This is a genomic window from Streptomyces sp. NPDC019937, from assembly GCF_040631655.1.
GTDB lineage: Bacteria > Actinomycetota > Actinomycetes > Streptomycetales > Streptomycetaceae > Streptomyces.
In genome coordinates, this window is sequence record NZ_JBEYAL010000001.1 from 399,041 (window position 1) to 414,016 (window position 14,976).

The 14,976-nt window shown below is 71.9% G+C and carries 15 protein-coding genes; 6 read left to right on the forward strand and 9 right to left on the reverse strand.

The window, feature by feature from the left end; all coding sequences use genetic code 11:
- Window positions 1-4 precede the first annotated feature (4 nt).
- From ABZ562_RS01580 to ABZ562_RS01590, 3 genes are all read left to right on the forward strand, one after another.
- Window positions 5-1,036, forward strand: coding sequence for an ABC transporter permease (locus tag ABZ562_RS01580; protein WP_361472374.1), 1,032 nt, complete (start codon window positions 5-7; stop codon window positions 1,034-1,036).
- Entirely contained in the window at window positions 1,020-2,156 is a 1,137-nt protein-coding gene (locus ABZ562_RS01585) for a substrate-binding domain-containing protein (protein ID WP_361472377.1), read from the forward strand. Before ABZ562_RS01580 ends, ABZ562_RS01585 begins: the two co-directional genes overlap by 17 nt.
- A 164-nt stretch (window positions 2,157-2,320) precedes the next feature.
- Window positions 2,321-3,865, forward strand: a complete 1,545-nt coding sequence (locus ABZ562_RS01590; RefSeq protein ID WP_361472380.1) for a glycoside hydrolase family 3 N-terminal domain-containing protein — start codon at window positions 2,321-2,323, stop codon at window positions 3,863-3,865.
- Window positions 3,866-3,894: 29 nt separating this feature from the next.
- Here ABZ562_RS01590 and ABZ562_RS01595 read toward each other — a convergent pair whose 3' ends face one another.
- The 3 genes from ABZ562_RS01595 to ABZ562_RS01605 form a co-directional block, all read right to left on the reverse strand.
- Entirely contained in the window at window positions 3,895-4,296 is a 402-nt protein-coding gene (locus tag ABZ562_RS01595; protein WP_361472383.1) for a hypothetical protein, read from the reverse strand.
- A complete protein-coding gene (locus ABZ562_RS01600) occupies window positions 4,293-5,126 on the reverse strand; it encodes an MBL fold metallo-hydrolase (protein ID WP_361472386.1) in 834 nt (277 codons plus the stop codon). The genes ABZ562_RS01595 and ABZ562_RS01600 overlap by 4 nt, the downstream gene beginning before the upstream one ends.
- Window positions 5,127-5,301: 175 nt before the next feature.
- Entirely contained in the window at window positions 5,302-5,508 is a 207-nt protein-coding gene (locus tag ABZ562_RS01605; protein WP_361472389.1) for a 2Fe-2S iron-sulfur cluster binding domain-containing protein, read from the reverse strand.
- A 36-nt stretch (window positions 5,509-5,544) separates the two neighbouring features.
- Here ABZ562_RS01605 and ABZ562_RS01610 point away from each other — a divergent pair, with 36 nt between their 5' ends.
- Together ABZ562_RS01610 and ABZ562_RS01615 are read left to right on the forward strand one after the other, a co-directional pair.
- Window positions 5,545-5,697, forward strand: coding sequence for a hypothetical protein (locus tag ABZ562_RS01610; protein WP_361472392.1), 153 nt, complete (start codon window positions 5,545-5,547; stop codon window positions 5,695-5,697).
- A gap of 58 nt (window positions 5,698-5,755) precedes the next feature.
- Window positions 5,756-6,070, forward strand: a complete 315-nt coding sequence (locus ABZ562_RS01615; protein WP_361472395.1) for a hypothetical protein — start codon at window positions 5,756-5,758, stop codon at window positions 6,068-6,070.
- A 3-nt stretch (window positions 6,071-6,073) separates the two neighbouring features.
- On the opposite strand, the gene ABZ562_RS01620 is transcribed toward ABZ562_RS01615, so the two are convergent.
- The 5 genes from ABZ562_RS01620 to ABZ562_RS01640 all read right to left on the reverse strand — a co-directional run bounded on the left by ABZ562_RS01620 (window position 6,074) and on the right by ABZ562_RS01640 (window position 11,774).
- Window positions 6,074-7,027: a phosphotransferase gene (locus ABZ562_RS01620; RefSeq protein ID WP_361472398.1), complete on the reverse strand. Its 954-nt coding sequence runs from the start codon at window positions 7,025-7,027 to the stop codon at window positions 6,074-6,076.
- Between the two features lie 226 nt (window positions 7,028-7,253).
- Window positions 7,254-7,466 carry a hypothetical protein gene (locus tag ABZ562_RS01625; RefSeq protein ID WP_361472401.1) on the reverse strand — a complete coding sequence of 71 codons (213 nt, stop codon included), beginning with the start codon at window positions 7,464-7,466 and terminating at the stop codon, window positions 7,254-7,256.
- Window positions 7,467-7,516: 50 nt separating this feature from the next.
- A complete protein-coding gene (locus ABZ562_RS01630) occupies window positions 7,517-8,527 on the reverse strand; it encodes an MsnO8 family LLM class oxidoreductase (RefSeq protein WP_361472404.1) in 1,011 nt (336 codons plus the stop codon).
- Between the two features lie 56 nt (window positions 8,528-8,583).
- Complete coding sequence (locus tag ABZ562_RS01635) at window positions 8,584-11,367, reverse strand: ABC transporter substrate-binding protein (protein ID WP_361472406.1); 2,784 nt, start codon at window positions 11,365-11,367, stop codon at window positions 8,584-8,586.
- Window positions 11,368-11,369: 2 nt separating this feature from the next.
- Window positions 11,370-11,774, reverse strand: coding sequence for a hypothetical protein (locus ABZ562_RS01640; protein ID WP_361472408.1), 405 nt, complete (start codon window positions 11,772-11,774; stop codon window positions 11,370-11,372).
- Between the two features lie 259 nt (window positions 11,775-12,033).
- Here ABZ562_RS01640 and helR point away from each other — a divergent pair, with 259 nt between their 5' ends.
- Complete coding sequence (gene helR, locus ABZ562_RS01645; protein ID WP_361472549.1) at window positions 12,034-14,220, forward strand: RNA polymerase recycling motor ATPase HelR; 2,187 nt, start codon at window positions 12,034-12,036, stop codon at window positions 14,218-14,220.
- Here helR and ABZ562_RS01650 read toward each other — a convergent pair.
- Window positions 14,202-14,951, reverse strand: a complete 750-nt coding sequence (locus tag ABZ562_RS01650; protein WP_361472411.1) for an AraC family transcriptional regulator — start codon at window positions 14,949-14,951, stop codon at window positions 14,202-14,204. The two genes, helR and ABZ562_RS01650, sit on opposite strands and share 19 nt — an antisense overlap.
- Window positions 14,952-14,976: the final 25 nt, after the last annotated feature.

Here is a 14,976-nt window from a genome sequence, read left to right on the forward strand (position 1 = left end):
CCCCATGACGCCCCCACCCTCCCCACGGTCCCGGCCGGGCGGGCACCTCATCGGCACGTACGGCCTGCTGGCCCTCACCGCCCTGCTGTTCCTGGTCTTCTCCGTGACCCTGCCGCGCACGTTTCCGACCCTGGACAACATCTCCTCGATCCTGGCCAACCAGTCCATCCCGGCCATCCTCGCGCTCGGCGCCACGGTCCCCATCGTGACCGGCAATTTCGACCTCTCCATCGGATACGGCCTGGGCCTGGCGCATGTGATGGTGATGCAGCTCATCGTCCACAACGGGTGGCCCTGGCCGCTGGCCTGCCTGGCGGTGATCACCGGGGGAGCGGTGGTCGGCGTGCTCAACGGGGTCATCGCCGAGTTCGGCCAGATCGACTCCTTCATCGCCACCCTGGGGACCGGCAGCATGCTCTACGCCGTCACCGGCTGGGTCACCGGAGGCGGCAGGATCGTTCCCGGACCGGGCGGCCTCCCCGACGCCTTCGTCGGCCTCTACGACTCCACCTTCCTCGGGCTGCCCCTGCCCGCCTTCTACGTCCTCGGCCTGGCGGTCGCCCTCTGGCTGCTGCTGGAGCGGCTGCCGCTGGGCCGGTATCTGTACGTGGTCGGCTCCAACCGCCGCGCCGCCGACCTCGTCGGCATCCCCACCCGCCGGTACTCCGTCTACGCCTTCACCGTCTCGGGCCTGGTCGTCGGCTTCGCCGGGGTGCTGCTCGCGGCGCAGCAGCAGCTCGGCAACCCGAGCGTCGGCCTCGACTATCTGCTGCCCGCCTTCGCCGGTGCCCTGCTCGGCTCCACGGCGATCAAGCCCGGCCGCGCCAACGCCATGGGCACCCTCGTCGCCGTGGCGGTCCTCGCCATCGGGCTGTCCGGCATCGGCCAGCTCGGTGCCGACTTCTGGGTGACGCCGCTGTTCAACGGCGGCACCCTGCTGGTCGTCGTCGGCCTGGCCGGTTACTCCGCGCGCCGCCGACTGCGTACGGGCATCACCGCGGACCGCCGGAGGAGGCCCCGTGCGGCCCGGCCGTAGAACCGCCCTGACCGCCGCCGTGCTGACGGCGGCCGTCCTCGCCGGGTGCGAGCGCGGCTCGTCGGGCCGGGGAGGGGAGCCCACCGCGGGGCCGCGCGGCTGCCCCGCCGTCCTCGCCCGGGCCGAGGCCGCCGTCAAGCGGGCCGAGCGGACCGACGTGCGCTGGACCGGCCCGACCCGCGGCCCCCGGGCGGTGCCGGGCAAGACCATCGTCTACGTCGCGCAGACCATGACCAATCCCGGAGTCGCGGGCGCCGCGCAGGGGGTACGGGAAGCGGCGAAGGCCATCGGCTGGAAGGTCCGGGTGATCGACGGCGGGGGCACCCCCGCGGGCATCCAGGCGGCGCTGAGCGAGGCCGTCACCCTCAAGCCCTCGGGCATCGTCATCGGCGGCTTCGACCCCGACTCCACCGCCCGGCAAGTCGCGCAGGCCCAAGCGGCGCGCATCCCGCTCGTCGGCTGGCACGCGGTCGCGTCCCCCGGCCCCAGCCGGAGGCCGAGGCTGTTCACCAACGTCACCACCAGGGTCGAGGAGACCGCCAGGATCAGCGCGGACTGGGTGATCGCGCGGTCCAGGGGCAGGGCCGGGGTCGTCGTCTTCACCGACGCCTCCATCCCGTTCGCCAGGAACAAGTCCGATCTGATCAGGAAGGCGCTCGCGGCCTGCCGGGACGTCAGGCTGCTGGCCTACGAGAACATCCCCATCCCGGACGCGGGCAACCGCACCCCCCAGGAGGTCTCCTCCCTCCTCTCCCGCTTCCGGTACGACTGGAACTACTCCGTCGCCATCAACGACCTGTACTTCGCGGACGCGGCCCCCGCCCTCCGCGCGGGCGGCAAGCCCGGCTCCGGGCCTCCCTTCAACATCGGCGCGGGCGACGGCGACCCTTCCGCCTTCCAGCGCGTCAACCACCGGCAGTACCAGGCCGCCACCGTCCCCGAGCCGCTGTCCCAGCAGGGCTGGCAGATGATCGACGAGTTCAACCGGGCGTTCTCCGGCCGGGGTCCCAGCGGCTACAGCGCCCCGGTCCACATCGCCACGGCCGCCAACACCCGGGGCGCCACGAGCTGGGACCCACCGGGGTACCGAGCGGCGTACCGCAAGATCTGGGGCGTATGACGTCACGACGGGCTGACCGGGGACAACGGGAGGGCCGGCCGGCCCTCCCCGCCCATGGCGTAACACCTTGACACCCTCATTGGTCCAGGCCAATATCCTGGAGATCTGTGTCAAGCCGTCGGACCCGCGGCGGCGCGCATCACTCATGCCTCGGAGGCCCCGCCATGGGAGCGAGCAGCGATCCGGAACTGCGGCGGCTCGCGTACGCCGTGCTGCAGCCGGGCTTCGTGGGGACCACCGCTCCGGACTGGGTGCTCCGCGCGATGTCCGACGGCCTCCACTCGGTGGTGCTGTTCGGGCGGAACATCGTGGACGGCGAGCAGGTCGCCGCGCTCACCGCGCGACTGCGCGCCGAGAACCCGGACCTGGTCATCGCCATCGACGAGGAGGCGGGGGACGTCACCCGCATCGAGGCGCTGTCCGGCGCCACCCGCCCGGGAAACCTGGCCCTGGGCACCGTGGACGACGTCGACCTGACCGAGCGCGTGGCCCATGACGTCGGCCGCGAACTGCACGCGGCCGGAATCTCGTTGAACTACGCGCCCAGCGCCGACGTCAACTCCAACGCGCTCAACCCGGTCATCGGCGTGCGCTCCTTCGGCGCGCGGACCGACGTCGTCTCCCGGCACACCGCCGCCTGGATCCGGGGCCTGCAGTCCGCGGGGGTGGCCGCGTGCGCGAAGCACTTCCCCGGCCACGGCGACACGGCCGTCGACTCCCACCTCGGCCTGCCCACGGTGACCGCCGGGGCGGAGGAGATCGCCTGGACCGCGCTGCCCCCGTTCATCGCCGCCATGGAGGCGGGCGTGCGCGCGGTGATGACGGCACATCTGCTGGTGACGGCGTACGACCCCGAGCTGCCCGCCACGCTCAGCCGCCGCGTCCTGGAGGATCTGCTGCGCCGGGAACTCGGCTACACGGGCCTGGTGGTCACGGATGCCATCGAGATGGCCGCGGTCGCCGACCGCTACGGCCTCGGCGGAGCCACCGTCAAGGCGCTGGCCGCCGGGGCGGACGCGGTGTGCGTGGGCGGCGAGAACGCCGGGCAGGCCGTCGCCGCGGGGCTGGCCGACGCCGTCGTACAGGCCGTACGGGACGGCGCCCTGGCGGAGGAGCGGCTGGCCGAAGCGGCCACGCGGGTACGGCGGTTCGCCGCCTGGTCCGGTGAGCGGGCACGATCCGTCGCGCCCGATGCCACACGCTCCGACATCGGGCTGACCGCGGCGCGCCGGGCGATCCGGGTGCGCCGCCGCCCGGGCGCCCCCGGGGCGCTGCCGGTGTCCGGTGACGTCCATGTGGTGGAGTTCTCCCCGGAGATGAGCCTCGCCGTGGACGGCCACACCCCCTGGGGGCTCGCCGCCCCGCTGCGCCGGATGCGGCCCATGACCACATCGGTCCGCCTCACGGAAACCGACCTCGACCACGCGGGCCGGGCGCTGGAGCGCCGGGCGCTGACCCCGGCCGCCGGCCGGGCCCTCATCGTCGTGGTGCGCGACGCGGCCCGGCACCGCTGGATGTCCGACGCCGTGGCGCGCCTGCTGCGCGGCCGCCCGGACGCCGTCGTCGTGGAGATGGGCTTCCCCCGAGGCGGCGCGGACGACGCCGCCGACCTGGTCACCTACGGCGCCACCCGGGTCTCCGGCATCGCCGCCGCCGAGGCGGTGACCGGCTCGCTGACCGCCTCGCCGATGGCGCGCCCGCTGGGGTGAGCGCGCTCGCGGTACGCGTGCTGATGCGGTCAGACCGGCTCCGGGAGCGGGCCCAGGTGCTCGATGACGCGCTCCCGCAGCAGAAGGTACTCCGCCCAGCGACGCCGCAGGGGGCCCGGCGGGCGCGGGAGGACACGGGCGGCCGTGATGGTCTGCCCGTCCTTGAACTGCTCCCGGGTCAGGTCCAGTTCCACCCCGCTGGGCAGCCGGTTCCACCAGTGGGAACCGCGCCGGGACCCGTCCGCCCGATACACCTCCCCGACCACGAGATCACCGCCGAAGACATCGGTGACGATCAGGGAGGTGATGTCGCAGTGCCCCCGGGCGGGGTTGCCCGGGTGCCAGTCGGCCAGATCGTCGGGTGAACAGGTGTCGGCTGCCCAGCTGGAGCGCAGCGCCTTGTCGAGGTCGAGCAGGGTTAATGGAGTCATGGCGGCAGCATCGCAGGCGGCACTGACAACGCCGCCCGCGTGCGCGGCTGTCCGGCCGGGCGCACCGCGATCCTGAGGCCGGGGGCGGCCTGCCGGACGGGGCCGGGGAACTCGCTCTCGGCGGTCTTGGCGAGATGCGCGAGCCATTCCGGATCGCCCGAGGCGAAGTGGGTGAGCACCAGTTCGCCGACGCCCGCGGCCTGCGCCGTGCGGCCCGCGTCCGTACCGGAGAGGTGGCCGTGGTCGCTGTGGTCGGACTCGGCGAGGGTCGCCTCGGCGACCAGGACGTCCACCCCTGCGGCCAGTTCGGTCAGCGCCGGGGTGACGCCGGTGTCCCCGTTGTACGCCAGGGAGCCGGACGGGGCCTCCACCCGCAGCCCGCAGTTGGGCAGGACATGGCGCAACTCCCGGAGGGTGACGGTGCAGTCGCCGACCTGGAAGCTCGTCCCGGGGGTGCACTCGCGTACGTCGAACGCCACCTCGAAGGCCCGGTCCAGCAGCGGCAGTGTGGTCACCGGAAACAGCGCGGCCCACGTGGTGAACAATTCCCGTGCGCCCGAGGACACATACAGCGGTACGGGACGGAATTCGCCGCCGGGGCGCGGCGGGCCGCCCTGTACCTCGATCAGACCGTTCAGCAGCGTTTTCCCGATCGGCAGCAGGTCGTAGCAGTGGTCGGAAGGGAAATGGGTGATCACCACGGCGTCCAGGGAGGTGGGCGGTGCGACCGCGCTCAGGGCGACGGCCGTACCCGGTCCGCAGTCGAGCAGCAGTCGTGCCCCGGCGGTTTCCACCAGATATCCGGAACTCGGCTGTTCGTCGGCGGGCATTCCGGCCCGACATCCAAGAACGGTGAGCTGCATGTGTTGTCCGATCTCCTCGATTCCCCGATTTCCACCGCGCGGGATCGGCTGATCGGAGTGGGCGTCGGCTCGGTCGAGTGTGCACGAGGACGTGCCATCACCCGCCCGTGATTGGACTGGACCACCGGTCCATGGCCGTTCGCTATCGCGTCACAGGTCCAGCACCAGCCTCGGGGACGCGGCCCGACACGCAGAGCATCATGGTGGTGCCGTCGGCCCGCTCGTCCTCGGTCAGCACCGAGTCGCGGTGCTCCACTTCGCCGTCGAGCACGGTGGTCTCACAACTGGCGCAGGTCCCCTCGCGGCATGACGACGGGACGTCGACGCCCGCCGCGCCGAGGGCGTCCATGATGGACCGCCCGGGACCACCCGGACGGTCGCGCCCGTGCTGGCGACCTGGACCTCGAAGCCCTGGTCGGGAGCGGTGGAGGGCTCCTGGGGGCGGGGCTGGAACCGTTCGATGTGCAAGGTGCCCGTGCGCCGCTCGCCCCACAGCCGCTCGACGGCGGCGAGCAGCGGCTCGGGGCCGCAGCAGTAGACGGCGGTGTCCGGCCCCGCGGTGTCCAGGATCCCGGCCAGCGGCAGCAGCCGACCCGGTGCTCACCCAGGTCCTGACCCGCCTGAGCCGCGACGAGGCCCGCCACTTCACCTTCATGGCCGACGTCGTCACGTCCTACCTGCGCGCCTACGGCAACGCCGTGGTCGAGCCGGTCAGAGAGGTCGTCGCCGGTTTCCGCATGCCCCTGTCCGACACCATCCGCGGCTACTGGCGCTGGGCCCTGAAGATCGCCGACACCGCCGACTACGACCACACCGACGCCTATGACCACCTGATCAAGGTCATCAACCGGGCGTCGACACCCCCCGCGGCGAACGCGTCGACTCCCTGCTCGACTTCATCGACTCGTTGAAGGTCAGCGGTCGAACCGGCACAAGAGTTCATGGAGGTAGTCCTCCAACCGGCTGGTGATCAGACCGGGAGTCAGATCGTCGCGTCCCAGCTCCCGCCACGGCCCCGCGACCTTCTCCGCGTCCGGGGCGAACCCGAGCGCGTCCAGGACGCGCCAGTACAGGTGCGCCGCGGGATCCTCGCTCAGCGTGCCCCCGGAAGCCAGATAGCGATCGGCGAACCGCATGCCCTCCCCGGCGCCGTAGAGGAGAGCGTGGGCGGTGGAGCAGTGCGCCACGTCCAGGTCGGCGGGCCCCCAGGAGGTCTCCACCCAGTCGACGACACCGCTGATCTCCAGACCGGGGCCCCGCCCGGTGAAGAGCACATTGCCGGGGTGGAAGTCCCGGTGCAGGAAACAGGGCCGGTAGTCGGGGGGATCGCGGCGGATGATGTCCACAGCGCGCTCCCACACCTCCGGCCGCCGGGTGGATTCGGGCCGTCGCACGAGTTCGGGTGTGGTCCACGCCTCGTAGACGCGCGGCCGGGACCCGGCAGGGACGCGCACCCGGTGTATGGCGAGCAGCTGGCGTGCCAGAAGCTCGGCCCGCGGCCCCGCTTCCTCCTGATCCAGCCGCACACTGCCCGGCAGCAGCGACATCAGCAACGACGGATGATCGCAACACGCCGCCGTCGCGTCGACGCCCTTGAAGACCGCCACCGGCACATCGGTCTCCGCGAGCAGACGCAAGATGTCCGCCTCGCGCGTGAGTAACCCCTTCGCGTGCCGAGCGAAAAACGGCTTGACGAACGATCTCAGCACGAGCCACCGCGGCGCTCCGGGGCCACTGACGCGCAGACGGCGCATCTCCGAGGTCCACCCGCCACGCAGCCGTTCGACACCCTCGACCCGGCCCCCCGCGCCCACCCGCTGCTCCACCCAGGCCCGTGTACCGACGGCCATACCCTCATGCGCATCCATGCGCACAACCTAGTGCCGCGTCAGTCAAGGTGTGCCCGGTAGCGAGGCGTCCTGGTGCGGTCAGATGCAAGGCGCCGTTCGGCCTCGCGGGGGCACCCCCCCGGACGGAGTCTGGGGGCGGGCCTACTCGGTCGATTCGGCAACGCCGCGGATGGCCGTGCCAGGGCGGCGAGCGGGGTGAACCTTGGCTGACGCGGCACTAGCGACCGCCCCCGTGGACGGTGGGTCAGTCGGGCACGGGCACGCGGATCACCGGGTCGAAGGGGTGCTGGCTGAAGCCGGTCCGCAGATTGCGGCAGCCCGGGGCCGTGCACATGAAGAATTCCTCGACGCTCTTGCGGCCCGTACGGTTCTTGAGCCACGTCTTCTCGTCGGCGGTGAGGCGCCGGTGCTGTTCGTCGGATCGGCAGGTGTAGCAGTACATCTTCTGCTCTCGCACGACACCTCCGGTAGCGGGCGGACAGGGCGAACGCGTCCCTGTGCGGCATGCTAGGGCACCGAATGGTGCGTAGCGGGACGACTCGCCCCGGACGACGCGTGCCGCATGACGAGTTCGTACGACCGCAGGCGGGCCTCCAGCGCATAGACCGGTGTGACCAGCATCAGTTCGTCCGCACCGGTCGCGTCCGCCACCTCCGACAGGCGGCGTACGACGGTCTCGGGCGTGCCGTACGCCTGATGGGCCCCGAAGGCCGCCAGCGCCTGCCGCTCCTCCGCCGTGAACGGGTGCGCGGACGCCTCGACGGGCGAGGGGAACGGCACCTCGCTGTGGCCCTTCAGCAGTCCGGCCTTGACGACGTTCATCGGGCCGGCCAGCCGTAGCGCCTCCTCCCGCGTCTCGGCGCAGATCGTTTCCACGCACACCAGCACACGGGGCCGCGCACACCACGCGGAGGGGGAGAAGTGGGCACGGTAGTGGCCGAGTGCGGCGAGCGTGTTGTCCGGGCGGATGTGGTGGGCGAAGGCGAGGGGCAGGCCGAGGTCCGCGGCGAGCGCGGCACCCGCGGTGCTGGAGGCCAGCAGCCACGGCTCCGGAAGCGGCCCGAGCGCCACTTCGTCGACCAGGAACCGCAGCGTCGCCGCCACGTCATCGCGGTACGTGTCGTCCGTCGTCGGCCCGGCGCCGCGCCGCAGCGCCCGGGCGGTGGACTCGTCGAAGGTGCCGGGGCCGCGGCCGATGCCCAGATCGATCCGGTCGGGGTGCAGCGCGGCGAGCGTGCCGAACTGCTCGGCCAGCATGATGGGGGCGTGGTTGGGCGCGAGCACGCCCCCGGAGCCCAGGCGGATGGCCGATGTCGACGCGGCCGCGTGGGCGGTCAGGACGACGGGCGGGAACGCGCCGATGGCGGGGGAGTGGTGGTGTTCGGCGTACCAGAGCCGACGGTAGCCGAGGGCGTCGAGACGCCGGGCGAAGGCGGTGGTGTCACGTAACGTGTCCACGGCCCGCGTCCCGGTCTCGACCATGGCGACTTCCAGCGCGGAGAGCGGCAGGTCGATCATGCGGCCAGCATAGGGAGTTCCGCCCGCCTCGGACGGGCGTTCGCCCGACGTTTCTTCTAGCCGTCAACGCCCAGTGAGGCGTAGTCGTAGTTGCCGTCCCAGGCCTCGCTCGTACGGACGTTGGTCAGCCGGGAGCCGCGCCAGATCGTGCTCCGCTGGAACAGGAGGGGCAGATACGCGGCGGAGTCGGAGATCTTCTGGTTGATCCGCGCGTAGTCCTTCCCGGCCTTCGCCGGGTCCTCTTCGGCGATCGCCGCGTCGAAGAGATCGTCGACCGTGCGGTCGTCCAGCTCGGAGATATTGAAATTGCCGCTGTTCTGGATGAGGCGGCCGTCGGCGATCGGCTGGAGAAAGCCCTGGCCGGTGGGGAAGTCGGCGGCCCATCTCTGGACGACGACGCCGTAGCCCTTCTTCTTCACCGTCGCCGGCGAACCCGTCGTCGTGGCGTAGTTCGCGAGGTCGATCTGCTCGACCCGGGCGCGGATACCGACCCGCTTCAGCGATTCCGAGAGCGCCATGGCGATATCCACGTCGCCGGGGCGGTTACGTGTCGCGATGGTGGTCGTGAAGCCGTTCGGCTTTCCGCATGCCGCCAGCTCCTCCTTGGCCTTGGCCGTTTTCGGCTTGCCGCCGTCCTTGAGGGTCCCGTACGGGTCGTAGGAGGGGTCGGAGCCGGCGACGGCCGGCGGGAGCATATGGGGCGCGATATCGCCGCTCTGCGGGCCGCCGGCCGCTGTCCGTATGTTCTCCCTGTCCGCCGCGTAGAGGACCGCCTTGCGGCAGTGGACGTTGTTCAGGGGTGTGACGGAGCGTGGAAGAGCGGCGTACAGGAGTATTCCGTTGTACGGATTGTCCAGCCGGGCCTTGAGGCCGGAGTCGTTCCGGGCCTTGATGAGGCCCTCCCCGGTGAGCCCGGTGAACCCCATGGCGAGGTCGTAGCGGCCCGAGAACGGCGCCCGTGCGGCCGCCTGCTCATCGGAGGCGATATCCACGGTGATGCGGTCCGGGAGGGCGGCGCGGACCGGGTCGGACGTCCGGTTCCAGTGGGTGTTGCGGACCAGCTCCAGCGACTTGCCCGGCTGATGGGAGCGGAATTCGTAGGGCCCGGAGGAGAACGGCTCATCCTGATACCGGGATTTGGTGTCCTTCGCCCTCTTGACGGGCGATCCGGCCGGCATCGCGAGCATCCGCTCGAAGTCGCCATTGGGTTTCGGCAGTCTGAAGACGATGGTCCTGTCGTTCGGGGTCTCGATGGCCCTCAGCCCCAGCTTGTCCTCGGACGTGTCCTTGTACGGCCCCTTGTAGGTGTGATCGGGGTCCAGCGCCTGTTGCAGGTAGACCGGTCCGCCGAGAATGACGTCCGTGGCCCAGATCCGCTCGATGCCGTATTTGATGTCCTTGGACGTGATTTTCGAGCCGTCCTGCCAGGTGATGCCGTCGCGCAGGGTGTAGGTGTATTTCTTGCCGCCGTCGGTCACCTCGGCCCTCTTCTCGGCGAGGTCCGGCACCAGTTCGGTGCCGCCCTTACCGGCTTTGGGGGCGTAGGTGACCAGTTGGCGGGCGTAATAGCGGGAGAAGTTCCAGACGAAGCCGTAATAGCTGCGCTGCGGGTCCCATGAGTCCGGGGTGGTGGTGCTGACGAATTTCAGCGTGCCGCCCTTCTTCGGCGAGGCGTTCACCGTGCCCTTGGTCGCGGCGTCGTACCCGGAGGTGGGGCCCGTCTTCGGCGTGCCGGAGGACGTGGATCGCGGGTGGCCCGAGTCGTCCGGGGAGGAGCCGGAGTCCTTCATCCAGGACATCATCAGGGGAACGCCCGCGGCGATCAGCGCGAGGGCGAGCCCGCCCGCCAACCCGTAGCGGAGGGCCCGGCGGCGGCCCGGTGAGGCACCGCCGGGGGAGGGGGCCGGGGCGGGCGAGGGCAGGGACACCGGCGACCAGGCGGGCTTCGGCGGCAGCGCGGGCAGCGGTCCGGGCGCCGGGGCCGGGGCCGTTTCGTCCTCGTACACCGATGGCGTGGGAGTGAGCGGCGGTTCGTACGGCGGGGCGGGCGCGGGCCCCGGCTCGTGGCCGTACGGTGGCGGCGGCGGGCCCAAGCCGGGCGGTACCCAGGCCACGTTGCGGGCCAGGGCCAGGCCGCCCGCCGTATTGCGGTCGCGCTTCTGCGGCAGCGGCCGCCCCTTCGCCCGCAGCGCCGAATACACCCGTGCGTAGACCGTGTCCAGGTCCAGTAACTCCGGCCCGCCCGGCGCCCCCTCGCGCAGGAGCCGCAACAGCTCACCGGTGAAGGCCGTGTACGGCTCACCCGGCGGGGCGAGCGCGAAGCTGGTGTCGGGGACGGCCGCCAGCAGATAGGTGCCCTCGACTTCCACCTGGTCGATCACGGTCTCGGCGCCCGGTGCGCTCATGAAGCCGAGCACCCGCCCGCTGAAGCAGCAGTCGAGCAGCATCACCTGACGGCCGCTCCGCCCGTCGAGCACGACATCGCGCAGCGTGCCGTAGGGCAGCCCGGTGTAGGAGCGGTGCTGCATCGACCCGGTCAGCCCCAGGAACAGCTCGCCGCGGCGCGGCTCCACGAGACCGTGTCCGGCGAAGTACACCAGCAGCGTGTCCGTGGCTTCCTCGGCCGCGGTCCGCACGGCGTCGAGGACCTCGACCGCGGTGGCGGGATCCTCGACCACCGTGCAGTGCTCGGGCGCCAGGCCCCATGAATGCGGGGCGCGTAAGAGCGCGGCGAGCGCGCTCAGGTTGTTGGCCACCGCCGGGAGTTGTTGCAGATGGGCGTACCGGCTGGTGCCGATGAGCACCGCGCGCGTGGCGGCCGGGTCGGGGAGGACGGACACGGCTATCGCCCTTCCCCCGCGCCGGCCTCCCGGTCCCGGTCCCGATCCCGTTGACGCTCCGGTGCGGGATCGGCCGGGCGCTCCAGCGCCTCGATCAGGCGCCGCACGTCCTCGTCGCCACCGCCGTCGAGGGAGACCGCGAGGTCACCCCGGCGCACGGTGATCCGACGGGCCTGTGGCCGCGTCTGCCGCCAGGTGGACAGGGCCAGCGCGAAGGAGGCCGCGCTCCAGGCGTTGTCGGTGACCAGCTGCAGCACCTCGGTGAGCACGCCCATCTGGCCCGGCGCCGGCGCGGCTTGGACCAGCTCCACATGGGCGCCGCGGCGTACGGCCGGATCCCGTCTCAGCCAGTCCTGGAGCGATCGCAGCTCCTCCTCGCCGCCACTCACCGCTACGTCGATCCGCACCGAGCCCCCCTTGTGACGACGGTCTCCATGATTCTGACCTATACGGGGGCGTCTGCGCAGGGTCATCACGGAGCAGGATCAACGCGGGGCGGGGCCGCTGGAGTACGGATCGGGCGGTACGGGCTCGTCGTCGACGACGTCACCCACTCCTCGCCACTCTTAACGTATAGCGCACCGGGGGCCTTGCGGCAAGGCCCCCCTCGTGCCGCAGAATCTCGGGCCGAAGCCAGGACCTGCGGAAACGGAGCGCGACGTGCGTGTGGTGTTGTCGGAGCATGGGCCGAGCGGACCCATCGGCGCGTTCGATCTCCCCGACCGCCTCGCGGCCAAGGCGGACCCGGCGCTGATCGCCGGTGACGAGCGGCACTTCGCGGCCATCGCCGAGTGCCTGGAGCAGTCGATCGCCGATCTGTCCGGCCGTCTCGACGCCGCGCGCAAGGCGCCCGGCGGCATCGGCCGGCAGGCGATGGACCGGGACACGGAGATCCACCGGCTGACCGCCCGGCTGCGCACATTGCGGCGCTTCGGCCTGGACCTGTGCCTCGGGCACATGGTCGGCCAGGACGGCGCCGAGCCCGTGTACGTCGGGCGGCTCGGCCTCAAGGACAGTGCGGGCCGTCAGCTGCTGCTCGACTGGCGTTCCCCGGCGGCCGAGCCGTTCTTCGGGGCCACCCACGCCAACCCGATGGGGTTGGCCAGCCGCCGCAGGTACCGCTGGACCCTCGGCCGGGTCTGCGACTACTGGGACGAGGTGTTCACCCCGGACGGGTTCGCCGGGCACGCCGCGCTCGACGACCAGTCCGCCTTCATCGCCAGCCTGGGCGGCAACCGGTCGCCGCGGATGCGCGATGTGCTCGGCACCATCCAGGCCGACCAGGACGCCATCATCCGGGCGGGGTCCCGCGGCGCTCTCGTCGTGGACGGCGGCCCGGGGACGGGGAAGACCGTGGTCGCCCTGCACCGCTCCGCCTATCTCCTCTACTCCGACCCTCGCCTGAAACACCGCCGGGGCGGTGTGCTGTTCGTCGGCCCGCACCAGCCGTATCTGTCGTACGTCTCCGATGTGCTCCCCAGCCTCGGGGAAGAGGGCGTGCGGATCTGCACCCTGCGGGACCTCGTGGCCGAGGGAGCGGGAGCGGCGGTCGAGGCCGACCCGGAGGTGGCCCGGCTGAAGTCGTCCGCGGACATGGTGAAGGCGATCGAGAAGGCCGTCCGGTTCTACGAGGAGCCGCCCGCCGAGGGGATGACGGTCACGACCGACTGGGCCGACCTCTGGCTGAGCGCCGACGACTGGGCCGAGGCGTTCGACGCGCCGGACCCGGGCACTCCGCACAACGAGGCGCGCGAGCAGATCTGGGAGGAGCTGGTCACGATCCTGCTGGACAAGCTCGACGGCGATGTCCCGCCCGACCTCTTCCGGAGGTCGCTGGCGCACGACGAGGAGTTGGTCGGGGCCCTCCACCGGGCCTGGCCGCTGATCGAGGCCGCCGACCTCGTCGGGGACCTGTGGTCGGTGCCCGCCTACCTGGGGATGTGCGCTCCCTGGCTCGGCCCCGAGGACGTCCGGGCGCTGCGGCGGACGGCGTCGCCGAAGGCCTGGACGGTGTCCGACCTGCCGCTGCTGGACGCGGCGCGGCAGCGGCTCGGCGACCCGGAGGCGGACCGGCGCAGGCGCCGCCACCGGGCCGCCGTCGCGGCCGAACGCGAGCGGATGGTCAGCGTCGTGGACAACCTGATGGAGGCGGCGGACGACGAGTACGGCGTGGGCCTGGTGACGATGCTGCGCGGCGAGGACTTCCACGACGCCCTGGTCGACGAGACCGCGCTGCCCGGCGCCGACCCGGATCTGCTCGCCGGTCCGTTCGCGCACATCGTCGTGGACGAGGCTCAGGAACTGACCGACGCGGAGTGGCAGATGCTGCTGCTGCGGTGCCCGTCCCGGAGCTTCACCATCGTCGGGGACCGCGCCCAGGCCAGGCACGGGTTCACGGAGTCGTGGCGGGAACGGCTGGAGCGGGTCGGGATGGACCGGATCACGCTCGCGTCCCTGAGCGTCAACTACCGGACGCCGGAGGACATCATGGCGGAGGCGGAGCCGGTCATCCGGGCCGCGCTCCCGGACGCCAACGTGCCGACCTCCATCCGCGGCGGCGGTCTCCCCGTCGTCCACGGGTCCGTCGCGGATCTGAGCGCGATCCTCGACACGTGGCTCGCCGCACACGGCGACGGCATCGCCTGCGTCATCGGCGATCCGTCGTTCCGGGCGACGTCCCGTGTCCGGTCGCTGACCCCGGAGCTGTCGAAGGGGCTCGAATTCGACCTGGTCGTCCTCGTCGACCCGGAGGAGTTCGGCGAGGGCATCGCAGGGGCGGTGGACCGCTATGTGGCGATGACCCGGGCGACGCGGCAGCTCGTCATGCTCAGGAGTCAGCCGGGGCCGGGCTGATGTGTTCCGGGCGTGTGCCCGAACGTACGGCGGAACACATCGATGAACGCGCTGGCGGACGACCAGCCGCACCGGTGCGCCACCGTGGTCACCGGGTGGTCCCCGGCGAGCAGGATCAACGCGTGGTACAGCCGCAGTTGGGTGCGCCACTGCGGGAAGGTCATGCCGAGGTCGGCCTTGAAGTGGCGGGAGAGGGTGCGGTCGCTGGCGCCGACCTCCCTGCCCAGGGCGGCCAGGGTGCGGCCGTCGGCCGGATCGGCGCGCAGGATCTCGCACACCGCCGTCAGCGCGGGGGCGGTCGGGGTGGGCAGGTGCAGGGGCTGCTGGGGCGAGGCGCGCAACTGGTCGAGCAGCACGGCCCGCAGCCGCTCCCGCTCGGGGCTGTCGTCGTGCGGGGTGCGGGTGCAGGCGAGGAGCAGTTCTCGCAGGAGGGGGCCGACGGCCAGCACGGTCGGCTCGTCCAGGCCGAGCGGATTGTCGCTCGCGGGCAGGCCCAGCAGGTGCAGTTCGAGTTCGCCGTGGGCCTGGTGGGCGTGCGCGGTACCGGCCGGCACCCAGATGGCGCGCGTGCCCGGCGCGATCCAGGTGCCGGTGCTGGTCGTCACGGCCAGCACTCCCCACCCCGCGTAGACGATCTGGTGGTCGTCGTGGCGGTGGGCGTCGATGGCGGCTCCGGACGCCAGCCACCGGGTGTGGGTCGGCGCCACCGGCTCATGGCGGACTTTCGTCATTGGTTGGCAGTTTATCGGAAGCACG